An 18,755-nucleotide genomic window follows, 5' to 3' on the forward strand; every position below is an offset into this window, starting at 1 on the left:
GCGGGGGTCTGGGGGCGGAGCCCCCAGGAGGGGTCCGGGCGCAGCCCGGGGAACGGGCGAAGGGTGGGTAGGGGACCTCGCCCCGCGCAGCGGCACACCCGGCACCGGCCACCCGCACCGGCCCCGCCACCGGGTCCGACGGCCGGAGGCTGTCGCAGCGGCGCGAAGCCGGGGAGGCCGCCCGCGGCCGAGCCGCGCGAGCGGCGCGTCAAGAAGGAGTGGAATCGCGGGGCACCGCGACGGCCGTCAGGTCGTACCGCTCCGTGCTCTCCGAAGGATCCCGCACCGCCCCGTCCACCAGCCCCGCCAACCGCTCCCCCGTCGGCATCTCGATCCGCACCGTGCTCAGCCTCGGCCTCAGCAGCCGCCCGACGAGCAGGTCGTCGGCGCCGATCACGGCCGTGTCCTCGGGGATCCGCAGTCCCGCGTCCTGGAGGGCCCGCATCAGCAGCATCGCGTACTCGTCGTTGTACGCGAACACCCCGTCCAGCCCCAGCGCCCCCCACCGCGCGGCCAGCGCCGCCGCCGACTCCTCCGTGTAGGCCAGCGGCAGTGCCCGTACCAGTTCCGCGCCCGGCACGGACTCGGCGCCCGCCAGCCTGGGGGCGGAGAAGAGTTCCAGTCCGTCCTCCTGGGGCACGACCACGCCGATCCGGCGGCGGCCCCGTTCCACGAGGTGGGCGGCGGCCCGGGCGCCCACCTCCGCCTGGTCCATCACGAGCGCGTGCGCGCCCGGGACCGTGTCCGGGCCCATCGTGATGACGGCGCGCGCACCGGCCCGTTTGAGGGTGGCGACGTTCTGCGGGGACAGGGCGGTCTCCCCGAGGGAGATCACCGCAACGGGCCGCAGTTCGGCCCAGGCGCGGGCGGCCTCGTCGCCGCTGAGGCCGAGGCTGCCGTACTGGACCACGGTGTAGTCCAGGCGGCGCAGGGCCCATTGGAGTTCGTTGAGGAAGTTGCTGTAGAGCGGTCCGGCCGGCACGTGCGAGGTGGGCAGCAGCACGATGCGGGTGTGCCCGGCGCGCAGGCTGCGGGCGGCGGCGTGCGGTACGTAGCCCAGTTCCTCGGCGGCCTCGCGGACCCGGCGCCGGGTCGGCTCGCTGATGCGCACGGCTGCCGCGTTGTTCAGGACGTACGAGACCGTCGCGCGCGAGACCCCCGCCAGGCGGGCGACGTCGGCACTGGTCGGCACGGGTGCCGTGGCGGGCGGGGCGGGCGGGGTGCGGCGGCCCGGCGGGTTCGGTGAGTGAGACATGGCCCGGGCATCCTTCCAGACCGATTGCGCACGGGGGCTGGCGGTTGGCCGGAATCGGATGCTAGACAGTGCTTACACGTTTCAGTGACACGTGTAACTCGTGTTTCGCCGGCCCCCTCCCCGACGTGCCGCCGCCCCCTCGCATCCCGTCCCACCCCGCCACCCGCGACGGGGCGGCGCGCACCCCTCCACCCTGCCCAGGAGGGCACCATGGCTCTTTCCTCCCACGGCACCGGCACCGCCGGCGCCACCTCCGTCAGACCCTCCCCCGAGCGCGGGCTGCTGCCCCTGCTGCTCCTCGGCAACACGGCGATGTACGCCCTGTACGTCGGTGTCGCCGGCATCCTGCTCGCGCTCCAGGTGGAGCGTGTGGACCCGGCCGACAAGGTCGCCAACTTCGGCCTGATCGCAGGGGTTTCCGCGGTCTTCGCGACGGTGTTCAACCCGGTCGCGGGGGCGCTGTCGGACCGCAGCGGCCGCCGCGGGCCCTGGATCCTCGGCGGCGGGCTGGCGGCGGTGCCGGCGATGCTGCTGCTGGGCCTCGCCGACACGGTCCTGCTGATCACCATCGCCTGGTGTCTCGGGCAGGCCGTGATGAACGTCTACCAGGCCGCCATCACCTCCGTCGTCCCCGACCGGGTGCCGGTGGGCGCCCGCGGCAAGGCCTCGGCGGCGGTCGGGCTCGGCCTGCCCTTCGGCTCGGTGCTGGGTGCGCTGGCCGGGGCGGCGTTCGCCGACGACTTCCGCACCGGCTATCTGGTTTTCGGCGTGATCGTGGCGGGCGCGGCGGTGCTGTTCACCGCCTGCTCCCGTGAGCAGCGGCTCCCGGCGCGTGCTCCGCTGCCCGCGCGGGCCCAGCTCGCCGCCTTCGCGGGCGCCCTGCGCGACCACGACTTCCGGTGGGCGTTCATCGGGCGGGCGCTGCTCGTGCTCGGCTACTTCGCGGTGAGCGGGTACCAGTTGTACGTCCTCCAGGACCACACCGTGCTGCCCGAGGGGCTGGCGCCGGAGGCGGCGGTGGCCGTGCTGATGCCGCTGACGAGCGTCGCGATGGTCGTCTCCACGGTGGCGGGCGGCTGGCTGTCGGACCGGCTCGACCGGCGCAAGCTGTTCGTGGGGGCCTCGGCCCTGCTGTCGGCGGTGGCGCTCGTCATCCCGGCCGTGTCGGCGAGCTGGACCGCGATGCTGGCCTTCTCCGTGGTCAACGGGCTGGCGTTCGGCTGCTACATGGCCGTGGACACGGCGCTGGTGACGATGGTCCTGCCGGCGGCGGAGGACGCGGCGCGGGACATGGGCGTGCTCAACATCGCGAACGCCGGGCCGCAGATCGTCGCCCCGTTCGTCGCCTCCGTGGTCGTCTCGGTGAGCGGCGGCTACACCGCTCTGTTCGTCGTCGCCGCCCTGCTGGCGGTGGCGGGCGCGCTGGCGGTACGTCCGATCCGCGGCGTCCGCTGAGCGAGGAGCCCGGTCCGCCCCGCCCTGCAACGCCCTTCAGAAGGGCGGGCAGTCGCTGTATCCCCAGGGGGCGGGTGCGGGGACTTCGGGCAGCGGGGTGCGGAGCAGGGCGACGGCCTCCGGTACGCGGCCCAGTTCGACCAGGAGGGGGGCCAGGGCCCGGCAGTGCCGGGCGGGGTCCGTCCGCAGGAGGGCCACGGCTTCCTCCAGGCGGCCGGAGTCGGCCAGCAGGCGGGCCCGTTCCTCCACCGCGTACCAGCTCGCGCCCTCGGGGTGGGACCGGGCCTCCTCCAGCGCCTCGTCGATCCGGCCGCAGGCCGCCAGCAGCGGGCCCCGCAGTCGGAACAGCTCCCAGTCCTCTTCCCCGTTGCGGGACTTGAGGGCGTCCAGGTGGGCGAGGCCCTCCTCGGCCCGGCCCTCGGCGGCGAACATCCCGCACAGCAGGTCGAGGGTGCAGTCGTCGTGGGTCTCGCGCGCCCGCACCACCTCGATGGCCTCGCCGCCCCGGCCGTGCCGGGCGAGGAGCCGGGCGAGCAGGATCCGGGCGTGCCCGGAGTCCCGCTCCGCGTGCGGCCGGTAGACCTCGGCCGCGCCGGCCACGTCCCCCTGCTCCTCCAGGTGCTCCGCGAGCCGGCGGACCGCCGCCGGGTGGTCGCCGTCGGCTGCGTAGGCGCGGAGTTCGCCGATCCGGCCGTGCCTCACGAGGAGTTCGGCGAGCGGGTCCCGGTTGTTGACCGGGGTCGCCCCGTAGGCGTGGAACGTGTCGACCGCCTCCTGCGTGCGGCCCTGCTGCTCGTGGAGGCGGGCGATGAGGTCCACCGCGTTGAACGGCGACAGGTGGCGCCCGCCGCACTCCGGGCTGCCGCACCGCTCGCACGGGCGGCCGGGGGCGAGCCGGGCGGCCAGCAGCTCCGCGGCCTCGTCGGCGCGGCCCGCCGCCAGGGCCGCGTCGGCCAGCGCTTCGGCCAGGTACCAGTCCGCGAGGTGCGGAACGAGCAGTGCGTACGCCTCCTCGGCCCGGCCGTGGCGGCACAGCAGCGGTGCGAGTTCGCCCAGCGCGGAGCGTTCGTCGTCCTCCCGGGCCGCGAAGGGGCGCAGCAGGCCGATGGCCTGCTCGCCGCGCTCCGCCGCGTCGAGGAGCCGGGCGGCTTCCGCCGCCGCGGTGAACCAGCCCGTCGCGAGGTAGGGGGCGAGGACGGCCAGGGCTTCGTCCGGCTCGCCCTCCCCGGCGAGCCGGCGCGCCCAGGCGCGGGCGCAGAACCACTCGCCGTCCTCGGCCAGGGCCCGCACGGTGTCCGTGTGCCCGAGTGCGAGGAGTCGTTCGACGAGGTCGGGCGGTACGCACTCCTGGTGCGTGCGGGTCCGGTGGTCGAGTACGGCAGGGTTCACGATCGCACTCTAAGGGGCCGTCACTCACCAGGTGCAGCACCGGCTCCCGCCGCCAGTCCTCAGGACCGATGTGCCCTACGAGCCCGTGGACCTCTGAGCGGCCCTCAGGGTGTCCTTGGACACCAGGACGCCGTCCGACCAGCAGAGCCGGTAGAGGTCGACCTGCTCCAGCAGGTCCCTGCCGGAGCGGTAGAACGCGCAGTCCGTGCCCGCCGGCCGGGGGGCGGAGCGGAGGTGGTCGGGCGGGTAGGGGAAGGGGCGGGCGGGGAGCAGGCTGCCGAGTTCGGCACGGGAGGCCCCCGGCCGCAGCTCGGCGAAGCGGGACGGCTCCAGCACGCCCGTGGTCAGCTGCCGGGCCAGGGCGACGGCGGCCGGGACGAAGAAGGCCGCCGCCACGGCCGGTGCCACGAGGGCGGCCGCGGCGCGGCGGCGGGCGGCGCGGCGTACCCGGGCGTGCCGTTCGGCGGACTCGGGGGCGGTGCCGGGGGTCTCGGGGGCGGCCTGCCGTGCGGAGCGGGCCGGGGTCCGGTGCGGGAGGACGGCGGTGACCCGGAAGCCGTCCTGGCAGGGCCCGGTCCGCAGGGTGCCGCCGAGGACGGCCACCCGCTCCCGCAGGCCGGCCAGCCCCCGGCCTCCCGGACCGGGTACCGGCCCGTCACCCGCGGCGGCGCCGTTCACGACGCTCACGCGGGTGTGCTCGGCGCCGTGCTCTATGTCCACCGTGACGCCGCCGCCCGGGGCGTGTTTCACCGCGTTGGTGAGGGCCTCCTGCACCACCCGGTAGGTGCCGCGTTCGACCAGCGGCGGCAGCGGTCCGGCGGCCGCCGCGTGCCGTTCCCAGCGCACCGGCACCCCGGCGGCCACCGCCCGGGCGAGGAGGTCCTCGACGGTGTCCGTCCCGGGTCCCTGCTCACGCGGTTCGTGCAGCACGGCCACGGTCTCGCGCAGCCGCTCGACGGCGTCCGCGACCGTCCCGCGCAGTTCGGCGAGGTCGGCCCGGTCGCGGTCGGTGAGGTCCGGGGAGAGTTCCAGGGCGCCGGCGCGCAGGGCCACGAGGCTCAGCACGTGGCCGAGGGAGTCGTGCATGTCGGCCGCCATGTCGGCCCGTTCGGCGAGCCGGGCCCGCTCCGCGACGAGGTGCTGGCGCTCCTCCAGGCTTCCGGCCAGCCGCCAGCCCTCGCGTACGAGTTCCCGCCGGCCCCGCCAGTGGCGCCCGGCCAGCCAGGGCAGCAGGAGGGCGGCGGGCAGCACGGCCAGGGTGTAGAACCACCACACGGCCGGCACCCCGAGTACGGCGCACGCCGCGAGGTCGGCGGCGAGGGAGGTGGCGAGCACCGCGAGCGGGCCCCGGGCGCCGGCCGTGCGGGCGCCGAGCAGGCAGCTCAGCGCGGCCAGCGACAGGACGTGGGCGTTGGCGGGGGTCGCGGAGTCTGCGAGGCCCACCGCGCAGAGGCCGTTGACGAGGAACACGGCGGCCCCCGGCCGGGAGCGGGACAGCGGTACGGCCACCGCCAGCACGGCGAGCGGGAGCAGCAGCTCCGTGAGCGGCGCGGCGGCGCCCGCGTCCCGGAACCCGTAGCCGGTGGCGGCCGCGAGCACGGTCCACAGCGCCGCGTCGGCGAGCACGGGCCTGGGTCGGAGGAGCGGGTGCCGCATGGTGCGTGGGGGTCCTTCCGGGTTCGTCCTGTGCCGTGTCCGGCCGTGTCCGGCCGTGTCCTGCTGGTCGATTCTGCGGGACGTGCCCGGGACGGGGGCCGTCGGCGGGTGACCCGGTCCCCGCCGACGGGGTGTCAGGCATCCCTGCGCCGCAGCACGTACAGGCCGGCCGCGTACGCCGCCGCGGTCCATGCGGCCACGATGAGGAGGGCCGTCACCGAGGAGTACGGGGCGGCGGCGCCGGCGCGCATGAAGTGGTCGCCCGCTCCGTACGGCATGTGGTCGTTGACGGCCGCGAGGGTCTCGCCGCCGAGCCCGAGGAAGACGCTCGGCAGTGCCCAGAGCAGCGCGCCGAGGACCGACAGCGCCCCGGCCGGGTGCCGGGTGGCGAAGGCCACTCCGACGGTTAGCACGGCCACGAGCCCCTGGTAGACCCCGACGGCCAGGACCTGTCCGAGGACCGTGCCCGCCGCGGAGGAGGCGCGTCCCCCGAACGCGCCCCAGGCGACGGCCGCGCCCACCGCGGCGGACACGGCGCCGCCGAGCAGGGCCACCGTGCCGGTGACGACGGCCTTCGCCGCCAGGACCCGGTGGCGGCGCGGCACCCACAGCAGCGAGGCGCGCACGGTGCCCGTCGTGTACTCCGAGGTGACGGCGACCGCGGCCATGACGACGAAGGCGAACTGGGTGACGACGGCGGAGGCCGCCGCCGCGTTGCCGACGGGCTGGACCGGCTGCTCGTTGATGCGGGCGATCGAGGCGTAGTAGAAGGTGAACACGCCGGTGATCACGAGGCCCGCCAGGAGGGCGAGCCAGGGGGCGCGGACCGACCGGAGCTTCGTCCACTCGCAGGCGAGCTCGCCGGCGAAGCGGCCGGGCGGGTGCCCGTCCGGGGTGCCGTCGGCGTTCCGCGGGGCGTGCGTCCGCCGTCCGTCCCGGCCGTCCCGTGCGCTCGTGGTCGTGGTCACTGCCCTGCTCCTTCTGCCGTGGCGCCCGTCGTGTGCTCGGCGCTGCGCGCGGTGAGGTCCATGTACGCCTGCTCCAGCGACACCCCCACGTCGCCCAGGGCGTGCAGCCGGACTCCGCAGCGGTGGGCGAGGTCGCCGACCTCGGCGGCGGTCCGGCCGCCGACGGTCAGTTCGCCGTCGGGGCCCGTCTCGACGGACACGCCGTCGGCCGCGGCCAGCCGGCGGACCAGGACGGACCGCTCCCCCGGGTCGGGCACCGTGGCGCGGGCCGTCGCGGGCGACGCGGCGGCCAGGAACTCCGTCATGGCGGTGTCGCTCAGCAGCCTGCCCCGCCCGATGACGACGAGGTGGTCGGCCGTCACCTGCATCTCGCTCATGAGGTGGCTGGAGAGGAACACGGTGCGTCCTTGCGCCGCCTGGTCCCGGACGAGCCGGCGGATCCACCGCACCCCGTCCGGGTCGAGGCCGTTCACCGGTTCGTCGAGGACCAGCACGGGCGGGTCGCCGAGGAGGGCGCCCGCCACCCCCAGGCGCCCGCTCATGCCGAGCGAGTAGGTGCCGGCCGGCCTGCGGGCCGCCTTGGCCAGGCCCACCGTCTCCAGCACCTCGTCGACCCGGCGGGCCGGGATGGCGTTGGCGCGGGCCTGGGCGAGGAGGTGCGCGCGGCCGGAGCGGGCGGGGTGGACGGCGCGGGCGTCGAGCATCGCGCCCACCGCCCGCAGGGGGCGGCGCAGGTCCGCGTAGGGCCGGCCGCCGATCAGGGCCCGCCCGCGCGTGGGGTGGTCGAGGCCCAGGAGCATGCGCATCGTGGTGGACTTCCCGGCCCCGTTGGGGCCGAGGAAGCCGGTCACCCGGCCCGCCCGGACGTCGAACGTCAGGTCGTCCACGGCGAGGGTGCCGCCGTAGCGTTTCGTCAGTCCTCTGAGGCTGATCACGAGGGTTCCTCCGCTGTCGGTCGCGTTCTGCGTACGAGGTCGACGCTACGAACGCGAAGGGCCGGTGCCCATGCGGCGAAGGGAAGGGGCGTCATGCCTTTCGTCGGGGGAACTCCCCTACCCCGGAGGGATCTTGCGGTCGGCCCGGCGGGCCCGCGGTGCGCCGGCCGTAGGCTCGTCCGCGTGGAAGAGACGACAGCGGCCGGCCGGCCGGTCCGGGTCCTGGTGGCCGACGACGAGGCGATGGTCCGGGCCGGCGTACGCGCCATCCTGGCCCGGGACCCGCAGGTCGAGGTGGTCGCGGAGGCGGGCGACGGGCACGAGGCCCTCGCCCTCGCCGGCCGTCACCGGCCGGACGTGGTGCTGCTGGACATCCAGATGCCCGGTCTCGACGGCCTGGCGGCGGTGGGGCGGTTCCGCCGGGAGCTGCCGGCGGTCGGGGTGATCATGCTGACGACCTTCGGCCAGGACGAGCACATCGCCCGGGCGCTGGAGGAGGGCGCGGACGGCTTCCTGCTGAAGGCGGACGACCCGAGGGAACTCCTGGGCGGCGTGAGGGCGGTCGGCGCGGGCGGGGCGTACCTGTCGCCGCGGGTCGCCGGCCGGGTCATCGCCGGGATGCGCGCCCACCGCTCGGCGCACCCGCACCGCTCCCTGGACCGGCTGACGGAGCGGGAGCGCGAGGTGCTGGCCGGTCTGGGCATCGGACTGTCCAACGCGGAGATCGCGGGCCGGCTCCACCTCGTCGAGGGCACGGTGAAGGCGCACGTGAGCGCCGTACTGACGAAGCTGGGCGTGCGCAACCGGGTGGAGGCGGCCATCGCCGCGCACGAGTCCGGGCTGATCCCGCCGCGCGGCGCCTGACCGGCGGCCGGATCGCGGCCGGGCGACCGGGGGACGGGCGGGCGCACGTGCGGTGCGGGCTCAGATGAGGATCGTGGTCGTCGTCACCACCGTGATCGCGATCATCGCCGCCTGCGTGTCCCGGATCGCGGTGCGGACGCTCTCGGCCGCCCACTGGCCGTCGGCTATCTCCGCCATCCGGGCGGCCACCTGCTCGCGCGGGGCGTCGGGGAAGGCCAGGCCGTGCAGTTTGGCGGAGTGGATCAGTGCGATGAGGCCGGTCGTGCGGATGTCCGGTTCCTCGCCGTCCAGCACGACGGCGGCCAGGCGGGCGCGCAGCTCGCGCTCGACCGCGCCGTCCGACTCCGGGTACCGGCGCACCGGGAACATCCCGAGGACCTTGCGCTTCTCCTCCACGATCACCCCCCGCTCGCAGAGGCGCTCCACGGCCGCGCTGACGGCCTTCGCCTGGTCCTTCATCAGCCAGTCCGAGGCACGGTGCCGGCCGCGCCCCCGCAGCCAGGTCCCGATCAGCTCCGCGCGGCCGTCGAGCAGCGGCTCCCCGGTGGAGGTCGGGTCCGTGACGGTGAGGGCCTTGCCGCTGATGGACACCCGCTCGGCCAGGACCAGTTCGAGGAGGAACGCCCCGGCGACGGCCCAGCCTGCCGCCTGCCGCTGCTGCGCCGAGCCGGACTCGTCGTCCAGCGAGAGCAGCACGATCTCCTCCGCCAGTGTGATCGCCATACCCGCTACCCCCGCACGCTCCGTGACCGTTCTCTCGACAGATGAGACGTCGGGGGACGCGGAGGAGTTCCCGCCGTCCTCACGGGTCTCTCCCGGCTCCTCCTATCCTCAGGGCGGGCTGACCGTGTGGTCGGCCCGGGGTGCTGGGGGGGAACTCGTGGGAGTGAACGGTCCGGAGCAGGTCGACATGGCGCGCGCCCGGGTGTTCGGGGAAGTGGCCGTGGTCTACGACGCGGCACGCCCGGGGTACTCGGACGCCCTGGTGTCGGACGTGCTGGACTACGCGGCGCCGGGGGGCGGTTGGGCGCTGGAGGTCGGCGCCGGCACCGGCAAGGCCACGGTGCCCTTCGCCGAACGGGGCACGCGGCTCGTGTGCGTGGAGCCCGACCCGCGCATGGCGGAGGTGCTGCGCCGCAACACCGCCCGCTTCCCGGGGGTCCGGGTCCACGTGGGCGGGTTCGAGGAGTGGCAGCCGGGCGGGCGGCGGTTCGGGCTGCTGCTGGCCGCCGCGTCCTGGCACTGGGTGGACCCGGAGCGGCGTTGGGACCTGGCCTGCGCCGCGCTCGCGCCCGGCGGGGCGGTGGCCCTGTTCTGGAACCCGCAGGGGGTGCGCGACCCCGGGGTGCACGCCGCCCTCGCGGAGGTGGACGCCCGGCACGGGATGACCGGTACGCCGCACGGAGCACCTGCATCGGCCTACGGCGACGCGGCCGGGGACTGGGCGGGGCTGCCGGGCTGGCCCGAGGACGAGTGCCGCCGCGACGGCCGCTTCGCCGACGTGCGCGGCGTCCGCCACCGGGAGGACCGGTACTACGGCACCGAGCGCTACCTGGGCTACCTGGCCTCGCTCTCGCGCTACCGCGTCCTGTCCCCCGGCGTGCGGGAACGGGTCCTCGCGGACACCGGCCGGGTGCTGGACGCCCATGGCGGCGGCATCGCGATGGAGCAGTTCAGCGACCTCTTCCTCGCCCGGGTGGGGTGAGCCGCGCGTCAACCCGCGCGTGACGGGGCGCACCGCCCGTGGCCCGCGGCCTTCGCGGGACCCACTAGCCTCGCCCGCATGACGGCACTTTCGCACCACGAGCCCGGCCGGGACGGCCTGACCGCCACCACCGAGGCCGACCTGCGCTCCATCGGCCCGGTCCGCACCGAGTACGCCCCCGACCCGGACGGGGACCCCGACCCGGGGGAGATCGTGTGGACCTGGGTCCCCTTCGAGGAGAACGACGGGCGGGGCAAGGACCGTCCGGTGCTGGTGGTGGCGCGCGAGGCGGGTGGGGCGACGCTGCTCGCCGTCCAGCTGTCCAGCAAGCGGCACGACCACGACCGGGAGTGGGTGCCGATCGGCTCGGGCCCCTGGGACGGCGCGGGCCGTGAGTCCTGGGTGGACGTGGACCGGGTGCTGCGGGTCCACGAGTCGGGGATGCGCCGCGAGGCCTGCGCCCTGGACCTCCCCCGCTTCCGCATGGTGGCGGACCGCCTGCGCGAGCGCTACGGCTGGCAGTAGTCCGGCGGCGGTTCAGGTTCCGTCAGCCGTCACGCGCATGCCGGCATGATCCCGTGCCTCCCGTGCCCGTTCACCCCGTCACGGCCCGCATCCGCCGCGCCGCCGCCCGGAGGTGGGTGAGGACTTCCGGGTCGGCGTCCAGGGCGTAGTCCGCGTTCAGGCCCGCCAGGGTGCGGGTGATGCGGGGCAGGAAGTCGTCGGAGGCGTCGACGCGGCAGGTGGCGGCGGTGACGGGGCGGACGCGGGTGCCGAGGTGGCGCAGGGTGTCGGCGGGGGCGTCGACCGTCGCGACGGCCCGGTACCGCGTCGGGGCCGCCGCCAGGCGCCGGGCGGCGAAGGCGGCCGGGTCGCCGCCGGGGACCTCGCGCGCCGGGACGCGTCGGCCGGTGGCCAGGGGGGCGGTGATGCGGTCGAGGCGGAAGAGGCGCCAGTCGTCCTTGCCGGTGTCGTGGGCGATGAGGTACCAGAGGCCGCCGGAGGCGACCAGGTGGCAGGGCTCGGCCCGGCGGTGCGCGGCCGCTCCCCGGCGGGTGGTGTAGGTGAAGGTGAGTACCTCGTGGTCGCGGCAGGCGACGGCGAGGGTGGTCAGCAGGGCGGGGTCGATCCGGGGCCCGCGGTCCTCCCAGCTGATGCCGGACAGGGTGGACTGGAGTGCGCCGACCCGGCCGCGCAGGCGGCGCGGCAGGACCTGTTCCAGTTTGGCCAGCGCCTGCAGGGCGGTGTCCTCCATGCCGGTGAGGCTGCCCGCGGCGGTGCGCAGGGCGACCGTGACCGCGACGGCCTCCTCGTCGTCCAGGAGGAGGGGCGGCAGGTCGGTGCCGGCGGCCAGGCGGTAGCCACCGCAGTGGCCGCGGGTGCTGGGCCGCGCCGGTCAGCAGCCGTCGAAGGCCGCGGCGAAGGTCTCGCGGGTGCGGGGGTCGCGGTCCAGGATGCCGAACGCGACCCGCTCGAAGGTGCCCGCGAAGCGGCCGGTCAGGGCCGCCCGGAAGGCCTCCGCCACCTGGGCCGGGTCGTTGCGGAACACCCCGCACCCCCACGCGCCCAGCACCAGCCGCCGGTACCCGTGCAGTGCGGCCACCTCCAGGACCAGCCCGGCCCGCCGGGCCAGCGCGGCCGGGATCTCGTGCGCGCGCTCCGGTTCCTGGCGGCGGATGGTGCCCGCGTTCGGGGCGGGGGAGGTGAGGAAACCGGCGCGGAACGGGGTGTCCAGCAGTTCGCCCCGGTCGTCGCGGAAGACCGGCACCCCGGGGGAGTGAATCACCCGGTCGGTGTAGAAGGTGCTCTTTCCCGCGCGGTGGACCTCGTAGTACTCCGGGGCCTCCAGCAGGGTCTCGTACAGGGCCGAGGCGCGGCACAGGGCCTCCTCCTGGGCCTTGGCCCCGCGGACGTACCCGCCCCCGGGATTGCGGGCCGAGGCGAAGTTCAGGACGGCCGTGCCGCCCTCCTCCGCGAGGCGGCGCGCGGCGACCGTGCTGCTCTCCCCCGTGACCTCGAAGACCGTCGCCCGGCCTCCCCCGACGGGCCCACTGTCCGGTATGGCATGACCTGTGCCGTATATCCTGGTTCCGGCCTTGGCTTCCGCCAGGTCGGCGGCGAGGGAGACCCGCCGTCCCGACCGCGTCCGGTACTCCCCGGACGCCGCGATCAGTGCGTTCTCCCGCGCGATCTCGCGCAATCTGCTGCTCACGCCGGAATCCTGCGCCCCGGAAGCCGGGACGGCAAAGGAATTAGCGCTCCGATGAGGGGTAGGGCACGGGTGACATCACGGCCGACGACAGGAGACGAGGTTCCGGTCATGCCCGAGAACTCGCCCGCTCCACTCGCCAGGAACGCCGAGCAGAACCCCTTGACCGAAGCGGCCGCCGAGGACCTCGTCCGCGGCATCTGCTTCAAGACCGGCCCGCCCCGCCTCCTCGGCGCCGAGCTCGAATGGCTCGTCCTGGACGCCGAGCGGCCCGGGCTGCCCCTGCCCCCCGAGAGGCTGACCGCCGCCCACGCGGCCGCCCGCGCACTGCCCCTGAACTCCCGGCTCACCGTCGAGCCCGGCGGCCAGCTGGAACTCAGCTCGGCCCCCGCCGACTCCCTCACCGCCTGCCTGGACGGCCTGCGCGCCGACCTGACCGCCGTCCGCGGCGCCCTGCACGGCCAGGGCCTCGTCCTGCACGGCCTCGGCCAGGACCCCCGGGCACCGCTCGACCGCCTGCTGGCCAGCCCGCGCTACGACGCGATGGAGGCCTACTTCGACCGCACCGGCCCCGCCGGGCGCGCCATGATGCGCTCCTCCGCCTCGGTACAGGTCTGCGTGGACGCCGGCCACGAGGAGCCGGGTCCGCTCGGGTACGGCCGGCGCTGGCACCTGGCCCACCTGCTGGGCGCCGTGCTCGTGGCGGTCTTCGCCAACTCCCCCGGCCGCGACGGCCCCTACCGGGGCTGGAAGTGCGCCCGGCAGGGGATCTGGAGCGACATCGACCCGCGGCGCGCGCTGGCCCCGCCGCTGGCGGACGAGCCCCGGGCCGGCTGGGTGCGGCACGCGCTGGACACCGAGGTGATGTGCGTACGGGCGCCGGGCGACGGCCCCTGGACGGTGCCGAGCGGGCTGACCTTCCGCGACTGGCTGCGCACGGGGCCGCGGGGCGGCGCGGGACGGCGGGCCACCGCCGAGGACCTGGAGTACCACCTCACCACCCTCTTCCCGCCGGTCCGGCCGCGCGGCCACCTGGAGCTGCGGATGATCGACGCGCAGCCGGGCGAGGACGGCTGGCTGGTCCCGGTCGCGCTCGTGCACGCGCTGTTCGACGACCCCGGGGCCTCCGAGACCGCCTACCGGGCGGTGAAGGCGCTGGCCGACGCGTACGGACCGCAGCGCGCCCCGCGCAACCCCCTGTGGCGGACCGCCGCCCGGTCGGGGCTCGCCGATCCGGAGCTGCGCGCGGCGGCCGCCGCGTGCTTCCGCGCGGCCGGCGAGGCGCTGCCCCGGCTCGGGGCGGGCCGCGAGGTCCAGGACGCGGTGGGCGCCTTCGCGGAGCGCTACGTACGGCGCGGACGCTGCCCGGCGGACGACGCCGCGGCCGCCGGCGCCGGCGCACTGGAGGCCGCCGGGGCCCGGGCCGCCGCCAACGCCGCGGCCCGCACCGGAGAACGCCGGCGACGGCCGGCCGCCGCGAAGGGACCGCGCCCGTGACCGCCGAGACCCGCCCCGGGATCCACCCGGAGATCCGCCCCGAGCTGCTGCGCGAGCGCGCCGCGGCCGCCCTGACCGCCGCCCGGGCCCGCACCGCCGCGCTGACCGACGCGGTGAGCGACCGGGACCTGACCGCGCAGCACTCCCCCCTGATGTCCCCGCTGGTCTGGGACCTGGCGCACATCGGGAACCAGGAGGAGCTGTGGCTGCTGGGCCGGGTGGCCGGCCGGGAGTCCATGCACCCGGAGATCAACTCCCTGTACGACGCCTTCGAGCACCCGCGCTCCGAACGGCCGAAGCTGCCCCTGCTGGGCCCGGAGGCGGCCCGCCGGTACGCGGCGGAGGTGCGCGGCCGGGTCTTCGACCTGCTGGAGCGCACTCCGCTGGAGGGCACGGCGCTGCTCGACGAGGGCTTCGTGTTCGGGATGATCGCCCAGCACGAACAGCAGCACGACGAGACGATGTTGATCACCCATCAGCTGCGGGCCGGGGCCCCGGTACTGGCCGCCCCCGACCCGGATCCGCCGCAGGGGCCGCCGCCGGAAGCAGCCGAAGTCCTGGTCCCGGGCGGCCCGTTCACCATGGGCACATCCACCGAGCCCTGGGCGCTGGACAACGAACGGCCCGCGCACGTGCGGGAGGTGGCGGCGTTCCGGATCGACACGGCCCCGGTGACCAACGCCGCCTACCGGGCCTTCATCGCGGACGGCGGCTACCGCGAGGACCGCTGGTGGGCCCCCGAGGGCTGGGAGCAGATCCGGGCGCACGGCATCGGGGCGCCGCTGTTCTGGCACCGCGAGGGCGACCGGTGGCTGCGCCGCCGCTTCGGGGTGACCGAGCCCGTCCCCGATGAAGAACCGGTTCTGCACGTGAGCTGGTACGAGGCCGACGCCTACGCCCGCTGGGCGGGCCGCCGGCTGCCCACCGAGGCGGAGTGGGAGAAGGCCGCCCGCCACGACCCGGCGTCCGGCCGCTCCCGCCGCTACCCCTGGGGCGACGCCGACCCCACCCCCGCGCACGCCAATCTGGGCCAGCGCCACCTGCGCCCCTCCACCGCGGGCGGCTACCCCGCCGGCGCCTCCCCGCTGGGGGTGCGCCAGCTCATCGGCGACGTGTGGGAGTGGACGGCCTCGGACTTCCTGCCCTACCCGGGCTTCCGCGCCTTCCCCTACCGGGAGTACTCCGAGGTGTTCTTCGGCCCCGGGCACAAGGTGCTGCGCGGCGGCTCCTTCGCCGTGGACCCGGTCGCCTGCCGGGGCACCTTCCGCAACTGGGACCTGCCCGTGCGGCGGCAGATCTTCTCCGGCTTCCGCACCGCGAGGGACGCCTGATGTGCCGCCACCTCGCCTACCTGGGGCCGGCCGTGGCCCTGGAACGGCTGCTGAGCGATCCCGGGCACTCGCTGGTCCGCCAGTCCTGGCAGCCGCGCCGCCAGCGGTTCGGCACCGTCAACGCGGACGGCTTCGGCGTCGGCTGGTACGCCGAGGACGACCCGGTCCCGGCCCGCTACCGGCGCGCCGGACCGGTCTGGGGCGACCCGGGCTTCGCCGACCTCACCCGCGTGGTGCGCAGCGGCGCGTTCCTGGCCGCCGTGCGCGACGCCACGCTGCCGGGGGCGGACGGGGAGGCCGCCGCGGCGCCCTTCGCCTCGGGGCCCTGGCTGTTCAGCCACAACGGGGCCGTGCGGGGCTGGCCCGACGCGGCGGGCCCGCTCGCCGCCGCCCTGCCGCCGCAGGACCTGCTCCGGCTGGCGGCGCGCACGGATTCGGCGCTGGTCTGGGCGCTGGTGCTGCGCCGGCTGAGGGAGGGGGAGGACATGGGCACCGCGCTCGCGGAGCCGGTCCGCGAACTGTCCGCGGCCGCTCCGGGCTCCCGGCTGAACTTGCTGCTGACCGACGGCGCCGCGATCGCCGCCACCGCCTGGGGCGACTCCCTCTGGTACCTGGCCGACCCGGCGGCCGGGCTCGTGGTCGTGGCGTCCGAACCCCATGACGACGACGCCCGCTGGTACGAGGTGCCCGACCGGACCCTGCTGACCGCCACCCGCACGCGGGTCGCCCTGACCCCCCTCAAGGAGACCTCCCCGTGAGCGATTTCCAGTTGACCCGGACCCTGGACGAGGACGCCGCCGACAAGGCACTGCGCGCCGACGTCCTGAACGGACTGACCCGCTTCCCGAAGGAGCTGCCGCCGAAGTGGTTCTACGACGCCCGGGGCAGTGAACTCTTCGAGGAGATCACCCGGTTGCCGGAGTACTACCCGACCCGTGCCGAGCGGCAGATCCTGCTGGAGCGGGCCGGGGAGATCGCGGTGGTGAGCGGGGCGCGCACCCTGGTGGAGCTGGGCTCCGGCTCCTCGGAGAAGACCCGGCACCTGATCGAGGCGATGCCCGGGCTGCGGACGTACGTCCCGGTGGACGTGAGCGAGAGCGCCCTGACCGGCGCGGGCGAGCTGCTGCTCGCCCAGCACCCGGGGCTTCGGGTGCACGCCCTGCTGGCCGACTTCACGAAGCCGCTGCACCTGCCGGACTCCGAGGGGCCCCGGCTGGTGGTGTTCCTGGGCGGCACGATCGGCAATCTGCTGCCGCCGGAGCGGGCGGAGTTCCTGGCGTCCGTACGGGCGATGCTGTCGCCCGGGGACGCCCTGCTGCTGGGCACCGACCTGGTCAAGGACGAGGCCGTGCTGGTGGCCGCGTACGACGACGCGCAGGGGGTGACGGCGGAGTTCAACAAGAACGTGCTGGCGGTGATCGACCGGGAGCTCGGCGCGGACTTCCACACCGCCGACTTCGACCACGTGGCGGTGTGGAACCGTGAGCGGGAGTGGATCGAGATGCGGTTGCGGGCCCGGCAGGCGGTGACGGTCAAGGTCCGCGCGCTGGACCTGCTGGTGCCGTTCGAGGCGGGTGAGGACATCCTGACGGAGATCTCCGCGAAGTTCCGTCAGGACGGGGTGCGCAAGGAGCTGGCCGGGGCCGGCCTGGAGCTGACGCACTGGTGGACGGACGCGTCGGGCCGGTTCGCGCTGTCCCTGTCGGTGGCCGGGGGCTGATCCGGCTCCGCGCCGGGCCGCTGCTGCGCGGGTACGCCCGCCGGCAGCGGCAGCTCCCGCCCGGGGGTGCCGAGTACGGCCTCCCGCGCGGCGGCCGCCAGGGCGCGGCGGTCGGGGTGGCGGCCCGGCGGGATGCGCGGCAGCAGCCGTACCTCGGCCCGCAGCCCGCGTGCCCGGGCGATCCGCCACAGGGAGGCGGTCAGCGGGTCCTCCCCCACGAAGGCGGGCGCCCCGGCGAGCGATCCGTCCACGAGCCGGTACCCGATCCGCACGGGCTGTACGGGCACCCGGGCGTCCAGCGCCGACTGGAACGCGGCCCGCCGGAAGGGCCCCTGGGCGCGCCCGCACCAGGTGGAGCCCTCGGGGAAGACGGTGACCCGGTCGCCGGCCTCCATCGCGCCGGCGAGGGCGGCGACCGTGCGGGGCAGGGCCCGGATCCGGTCGCGTTCGATGAACAGGGTGCCCGCCCGGGCGGCGAGCGGGCCGAGCACCGGCCAGGCGCCGATCTCGCTCTTGGCCAGCATCCGGCTCGGCAGGACGGCGGCGACGAGCGGGATGTCCAGCCAGGAGATGTGGTTGGCGACGATCAGGCGGCCCCCGTCCGGGCCCGGGGTGCCGTGCACGGTGATCCGTATCCCCAGCGACCGCACGAGCGCGGCGGCCCAGGCCCGCACCAGGGCGCGCCGGGGCCGGGCGGGGAGCAGCCGGACCGGCGGCGCGGCCGGGACGGCGAGCAGGACGAGGGCGAGGGCGGCGGCCAGCCGGAGCACGGCACGGACCGCGCTCGCCGTCGCCCCCGGGTGGCCGGCGCAGGCCTCGGGGGTGCAGGGGGAGGTCGGCAGCCAGCCGCTCATGCGCCCGGGGCGAGCGAGAGGAAGTGGTTCAGGTAGCGCGGGTTGGTCCGGCGCAGGGAGAGCAGCACGTACAGGTCGGCGCAGCCGAACTCCGCGTCGAAGGCCGGCTCCCCGCACACCCAGGCACCGAGGCGGATGTAGCCGCGCAGCAGGGGCGGCAGTTCCATGCGGCCGGGGACGGTGATCCCCCCGGGGCTCCAGGGCAGGTGCGGGGTGACGCGGTACTCCTGCGGGGCGAGGTTGCGGGCGAGGACGGCCTCGCGCGTGGCGGCGGCCAGCACCCCGCCGTCGGCCAGCGGTATCGAGCAGCACCCGGCGAGCCAGTTGTGGCCGGTGCGCTCCATGTAGCGGGCCAGGCCGGCCCAGATCAGGGCGATCACGGCGCCGTTGCGGTGGTCGGGGTGGACGCAGGAGCGGCCGACCTCGACCAGGTCGGGGCGGATCGGGGCGAGGGCGGAGAGGTCGAACTCGCCCTCGGAGTAGAGGCGTCCGGCGACGGCGGCGCGCTCCGGCGGCAGCAGCCGGTAGGTGCCGACGACCTGCCCGGTCTCCTCGTCGAGGACGAGGAGGTGGTCGCAGTAGGCGTCGAAGGCGTCGGAGTCCAGGCCGGGCTCGGGGCCGTCGAGGCGGGCGCCGAGCTCTCCGGCGAAGACCTGGTGGCGCAGCCGCTGGGCGGCGCGGACCTCGTCCTCGTCACGGGCGAGGCGGACGGTGTAGCGGGGGGTGCCGGGGGCCGTGGGGGCCGTGGGGGCGGCGGCCGGGGCTGGGTGTGCGAGGGGGGACGGGGACAGGGGGGCGATGGTCATGGCTGCTCCTGATCCGGGCACGGGGAGCCGGGCCGCAGGTGGCGGGCCCGGCTCCTCTACTTCTTCCGTGACCGGCTGGATTCGACATGACCGGTCGGCGGCTCCCGGATG

General features: G+C 76.0%; 18 protein-coding genes. 8 read left to right on the forward strand and 10 right to left on the reverse strand.

Features of this window, described 5'->3' with window-relative positions:
• Window positions 1–208: 208 nt before the first annotated feature.
• The gene (locus ACIPW5_RS02995; RefSeq protein WP_401239480.1) at window positions 209–1,255 is read right to left on the reverse strand and encodes a LacI family DNA-binding transcriptional regulator; all 1,047 of its coding nucleotides are present in this window, start codon (window positions 1,253–1,255) and stop codon (window positions 209–211) included.
• A gap of 210 nt (window positions 1,256–1,465) precedes the next feature.
• Between ACIPW5_RS02995 and ACIPW5_RS03000 the strand changes: the two genes are divergently transcribed.
• Entirely contained in the window at window positions 1,466–2,710 is a 1,245-nt protein-coding gene (locus tag ACIPW5_RS03000) for an MFS transporter (protein ID WP_401239482.1), read from the forward strand.
• 36 nt (window positions 2,711–2,746) lie between these two features.
• Here the strand turns inward: ACIPW5_RS03000 and ACIPW5_RS03005 are convergent, their stop codons facing one another.
• The 4 genes from ACIPW5_RS03005 to ACIPW5_RS03020 form a co-directional block, all read right to left on the reverse strand.
• On the reverse strand, window positions 2,747–4,099 hold the full coding sequence (locus tag ACIPW5_RS03005; protein ID WP_401239485.1) for a tetratricopeptide repeat protein: 1,353 nt from the start codon (window positions 4,097–4,099) through the stop codon (window positions 2,747–2,749).
• A gap of 75 nt (window positions 4,100–4,174) precedes the next feature.
• Window positions 4,175–5,755: a sensor histidine kinase gene (locus tag ACIPW5_RS03010; protein WP_401239487.1), complete on the reverse strand. Its 1,581-nt coding sequence runs from the start codon at window positions 5,753–5,755 to the stop codon at window positions 4,175–4,177.
• Window positions 5,756–5,889: 134 nt separating this feature from the next.
• Window positions 5,890–6,723: an ABC transporter permease gene (locus tag ACIPW5_RS03015; protein ID WP_401239490.1), complete on the reverse strand. Its 834-nt coding sequence runs from the start codon at window positions 6,721–6,723 to the stop codon at window positions 5,890–5,892.
• The gene (locus ACIPW5_RS03020) at window positions 6,720–7,658 is read right to left on the reverse strand and encodes an ATP-binding cassette domain-containing protein (protein WP_401239493.1); all 939 of its coding nucleotides are present in this window, start codon (window positions 7,656–7,658) and stop codon (window positions 6,720–6,722) included. Before ACIPW5_RS03020 ends, ACIPW5_RS03015 begins: the two co-directional genes overlap by 4 nt.
• Before the next feature lie 183 nt (window positions 7,659–7,841).
• Between ACIPW5_RS03020 and ACIPW5_RS03025 the strand changes: the two genes are divergently transcribed.
• Window positions 7,842–8,522: a response regulator gene (locus ACIPW5_RS03025; protein ID WP_401239497.1), complete on the forward strand. Its 681-nt coding sequence runs from the start codon at window positions 7,842–7,844 to the stop codon at window positions 8,520–8,522.
• Between the two features lie 60 nt (window positions 8,523–8,582).
• On the opposite strand, the gene ACIPW5_RS03030 is transcribed toward ACIPW5_RS03025, so the two are convergent.
• On the reverse strand, window positions 8,583–9,245 hold the full coding sequence (locus ACIPW5_RS03030) for a GPP34 family phosphoprotein (protein WP_401239498.1): 663 nt from the start codon (window positions 9,243–9,245) through the stop codon (window positions 8,583–8,585).
• A gap of 163 nt (window positions 9,246–9,408) precedes the next feature.
• Here ACIPW5_RS03030 and ACIPW5_RS03035 point away from each other — a divergent pair, with 163 nt between their 5' ends.
• Window positions 9,409–10,227 (forward strand): class I SAM-dependent methyltransferase, encoded by an 819-nt coding sequence (locus ACIPW5_RS03035; RefSeq protein ID WP_401239501.1) that lies wholly within the window; start codon window positions 9,409–9,411, stop codon window positions 10,225–10,227.
• Between the two features lie 78 nt (window positions 10,228–10,305).
• Window positions 10,306–10,752, forward strand: coding sequence for a type II toxin-antitoxin system PemK/MazF family toxin (locus tag ACIPW5_RS03040; RefSeq protein WP_401239503.1), 447 nt, complete (start codon window positions 10,306–10,308; stop codon window positions 10,750–10,752).
• Window positions 10,753–10,822: 70 nt separating this feature from the next.
• On the opposite strand, the gene ACIPW5_RS03045 is transcribed toward ACIPW5_RS03040, so the two are convergent.
• Window positions 10,823–11,482 carry a helix-turn-helix transcriptional regulator gene (locus tag ACIPW5_RS03045; RefSeq protein WP_401239505.1) on the reverse strand — a complete coding sequence of 220 codons (660 nt, stop codon included), beginning with the start codon at window positions 11,480–11,482 and terminating at the stop codon, window positions 10,823–10,825.
• Between the two features lie 141 nt (window positions 11,483–11,623).
• Window positions 11,624–12,439 (reverse strand): TIGR02452 family protein, encoded by an 816-nt coding sequence (locus ACIPW5_RS03050; RefSeq protein WP_401239507.1) that lies wholly within the window; start codon window positions 12,437–12,439, stop codon window positions 11,624–11,626.
• A gap of 108 nt (window positions 12,440–12,547) precedes the next feature.
• Here ACIPW5_RS03050 and egtA point away from each other — a divergent pair, with 108 nt between their 5' ends.
• Genes egtA through egtD form a run of 4 tightly spaced genes read left to right on the forward strand, consistent with a single transcriptional unit; the run spans window position 12,548 to window position 16,984 of the window.
• Window positions 12,548–13,933, forward strand: coding sequence for an ergothioneine biosynthesis glutamate--cysteine ligase EgtA (egtA, locus tag ACIPW5_RS03055; RefSeq protein ID WP_401239510.1), 1,386 nt, complete (start codon window positions 12,548–12,550; stop codon window positions 13,931–13,933).
• Window positions 13,930–15,264: an ergothioneine biosynthesis protein EgtB gene (gene egtB / locus ACIPW5_RS03060; RefSeq protein ID WP_401239512.1), complete on the forward strand. Its 1,335-nt coding sequence runs from the start codon at window positions 13,930–13,932 to the stop codon at window positions 15,262–15,264. Before egtA ends, egtB begins: the two co-directional genes overlap by 4 nt.
• Window positions 15,264–16,022, forward strand: a complete 759-nt coding sequence (gene egtC, locus ACIPW5_RS03065) for an ergothioneine biosynthesis protein EgtC (RefSeq protein ID WP_401239515.1) — start codon at window positions 15,264–15,266, stop codon at window positions 16,020–16,022. Before egtB ends, egtC begins: the two co-directional genes overlap by 1 nt.
• On the forward strand, window positions 16,019–16,984 hold the full coding sequence (gene egtD / locus ACIPW5_RS03070) for an L-histidine N(alpha)-methyltransferase (RefSeq protein ID WP_401239517.1): 966 nt from the start codon (window positions 16,019–16,021) through the stop codon (window positions 16,982–16,984). The genes egtC and egtD overlap by 4 nt, the downstream gene beginning before the upstream one ends.
• Here the strand turns inward: egtD and ACIPW5_RS03075 are convergent.
• The gene (locus ACIPW5_RS03075; RefSeq protein WP_401239519.1) at window positions 16,876–17,838 is read right to left on the reverse strand and encodes a lysophospholipid acyltransferase family protein; all 963 of its coding nucleotides are present in this window, start codon (window positions 17,836–17,838) and stop codon (window positions 16,876–16,878) included. The genes egtD and ACIPW5_RS03075 overlap by 109 nt on opposite strands.
• A complete protein-coding gene (locus ACIPW5_RS03080; protein ID WP_401239522.1) occupies window positions 17,835–18,644 on the reverse strand; it encodes a GNAT family N-acetyltransferase in 810 nt (269 codons plus the stop codon). The genes ACIPW5_RS03075 and ACIPW5_RS03080 overlap by 4 nt, the downstream gene beginning before the upstream one ends.
• Between the last annotated feature and the right edge of the window lie 111 nt (window positions 18,645–18,755).

Source organism: Streptomyces sp. NPDC090077 (genome assembly GCF_044747545.1).
In the GTDB taxonomy this organism is placed as follows: Bacteria; Actinomycetota; Actinomycetes; order Streptomycetales; family Streptomycetaceae; genus Streptomyces.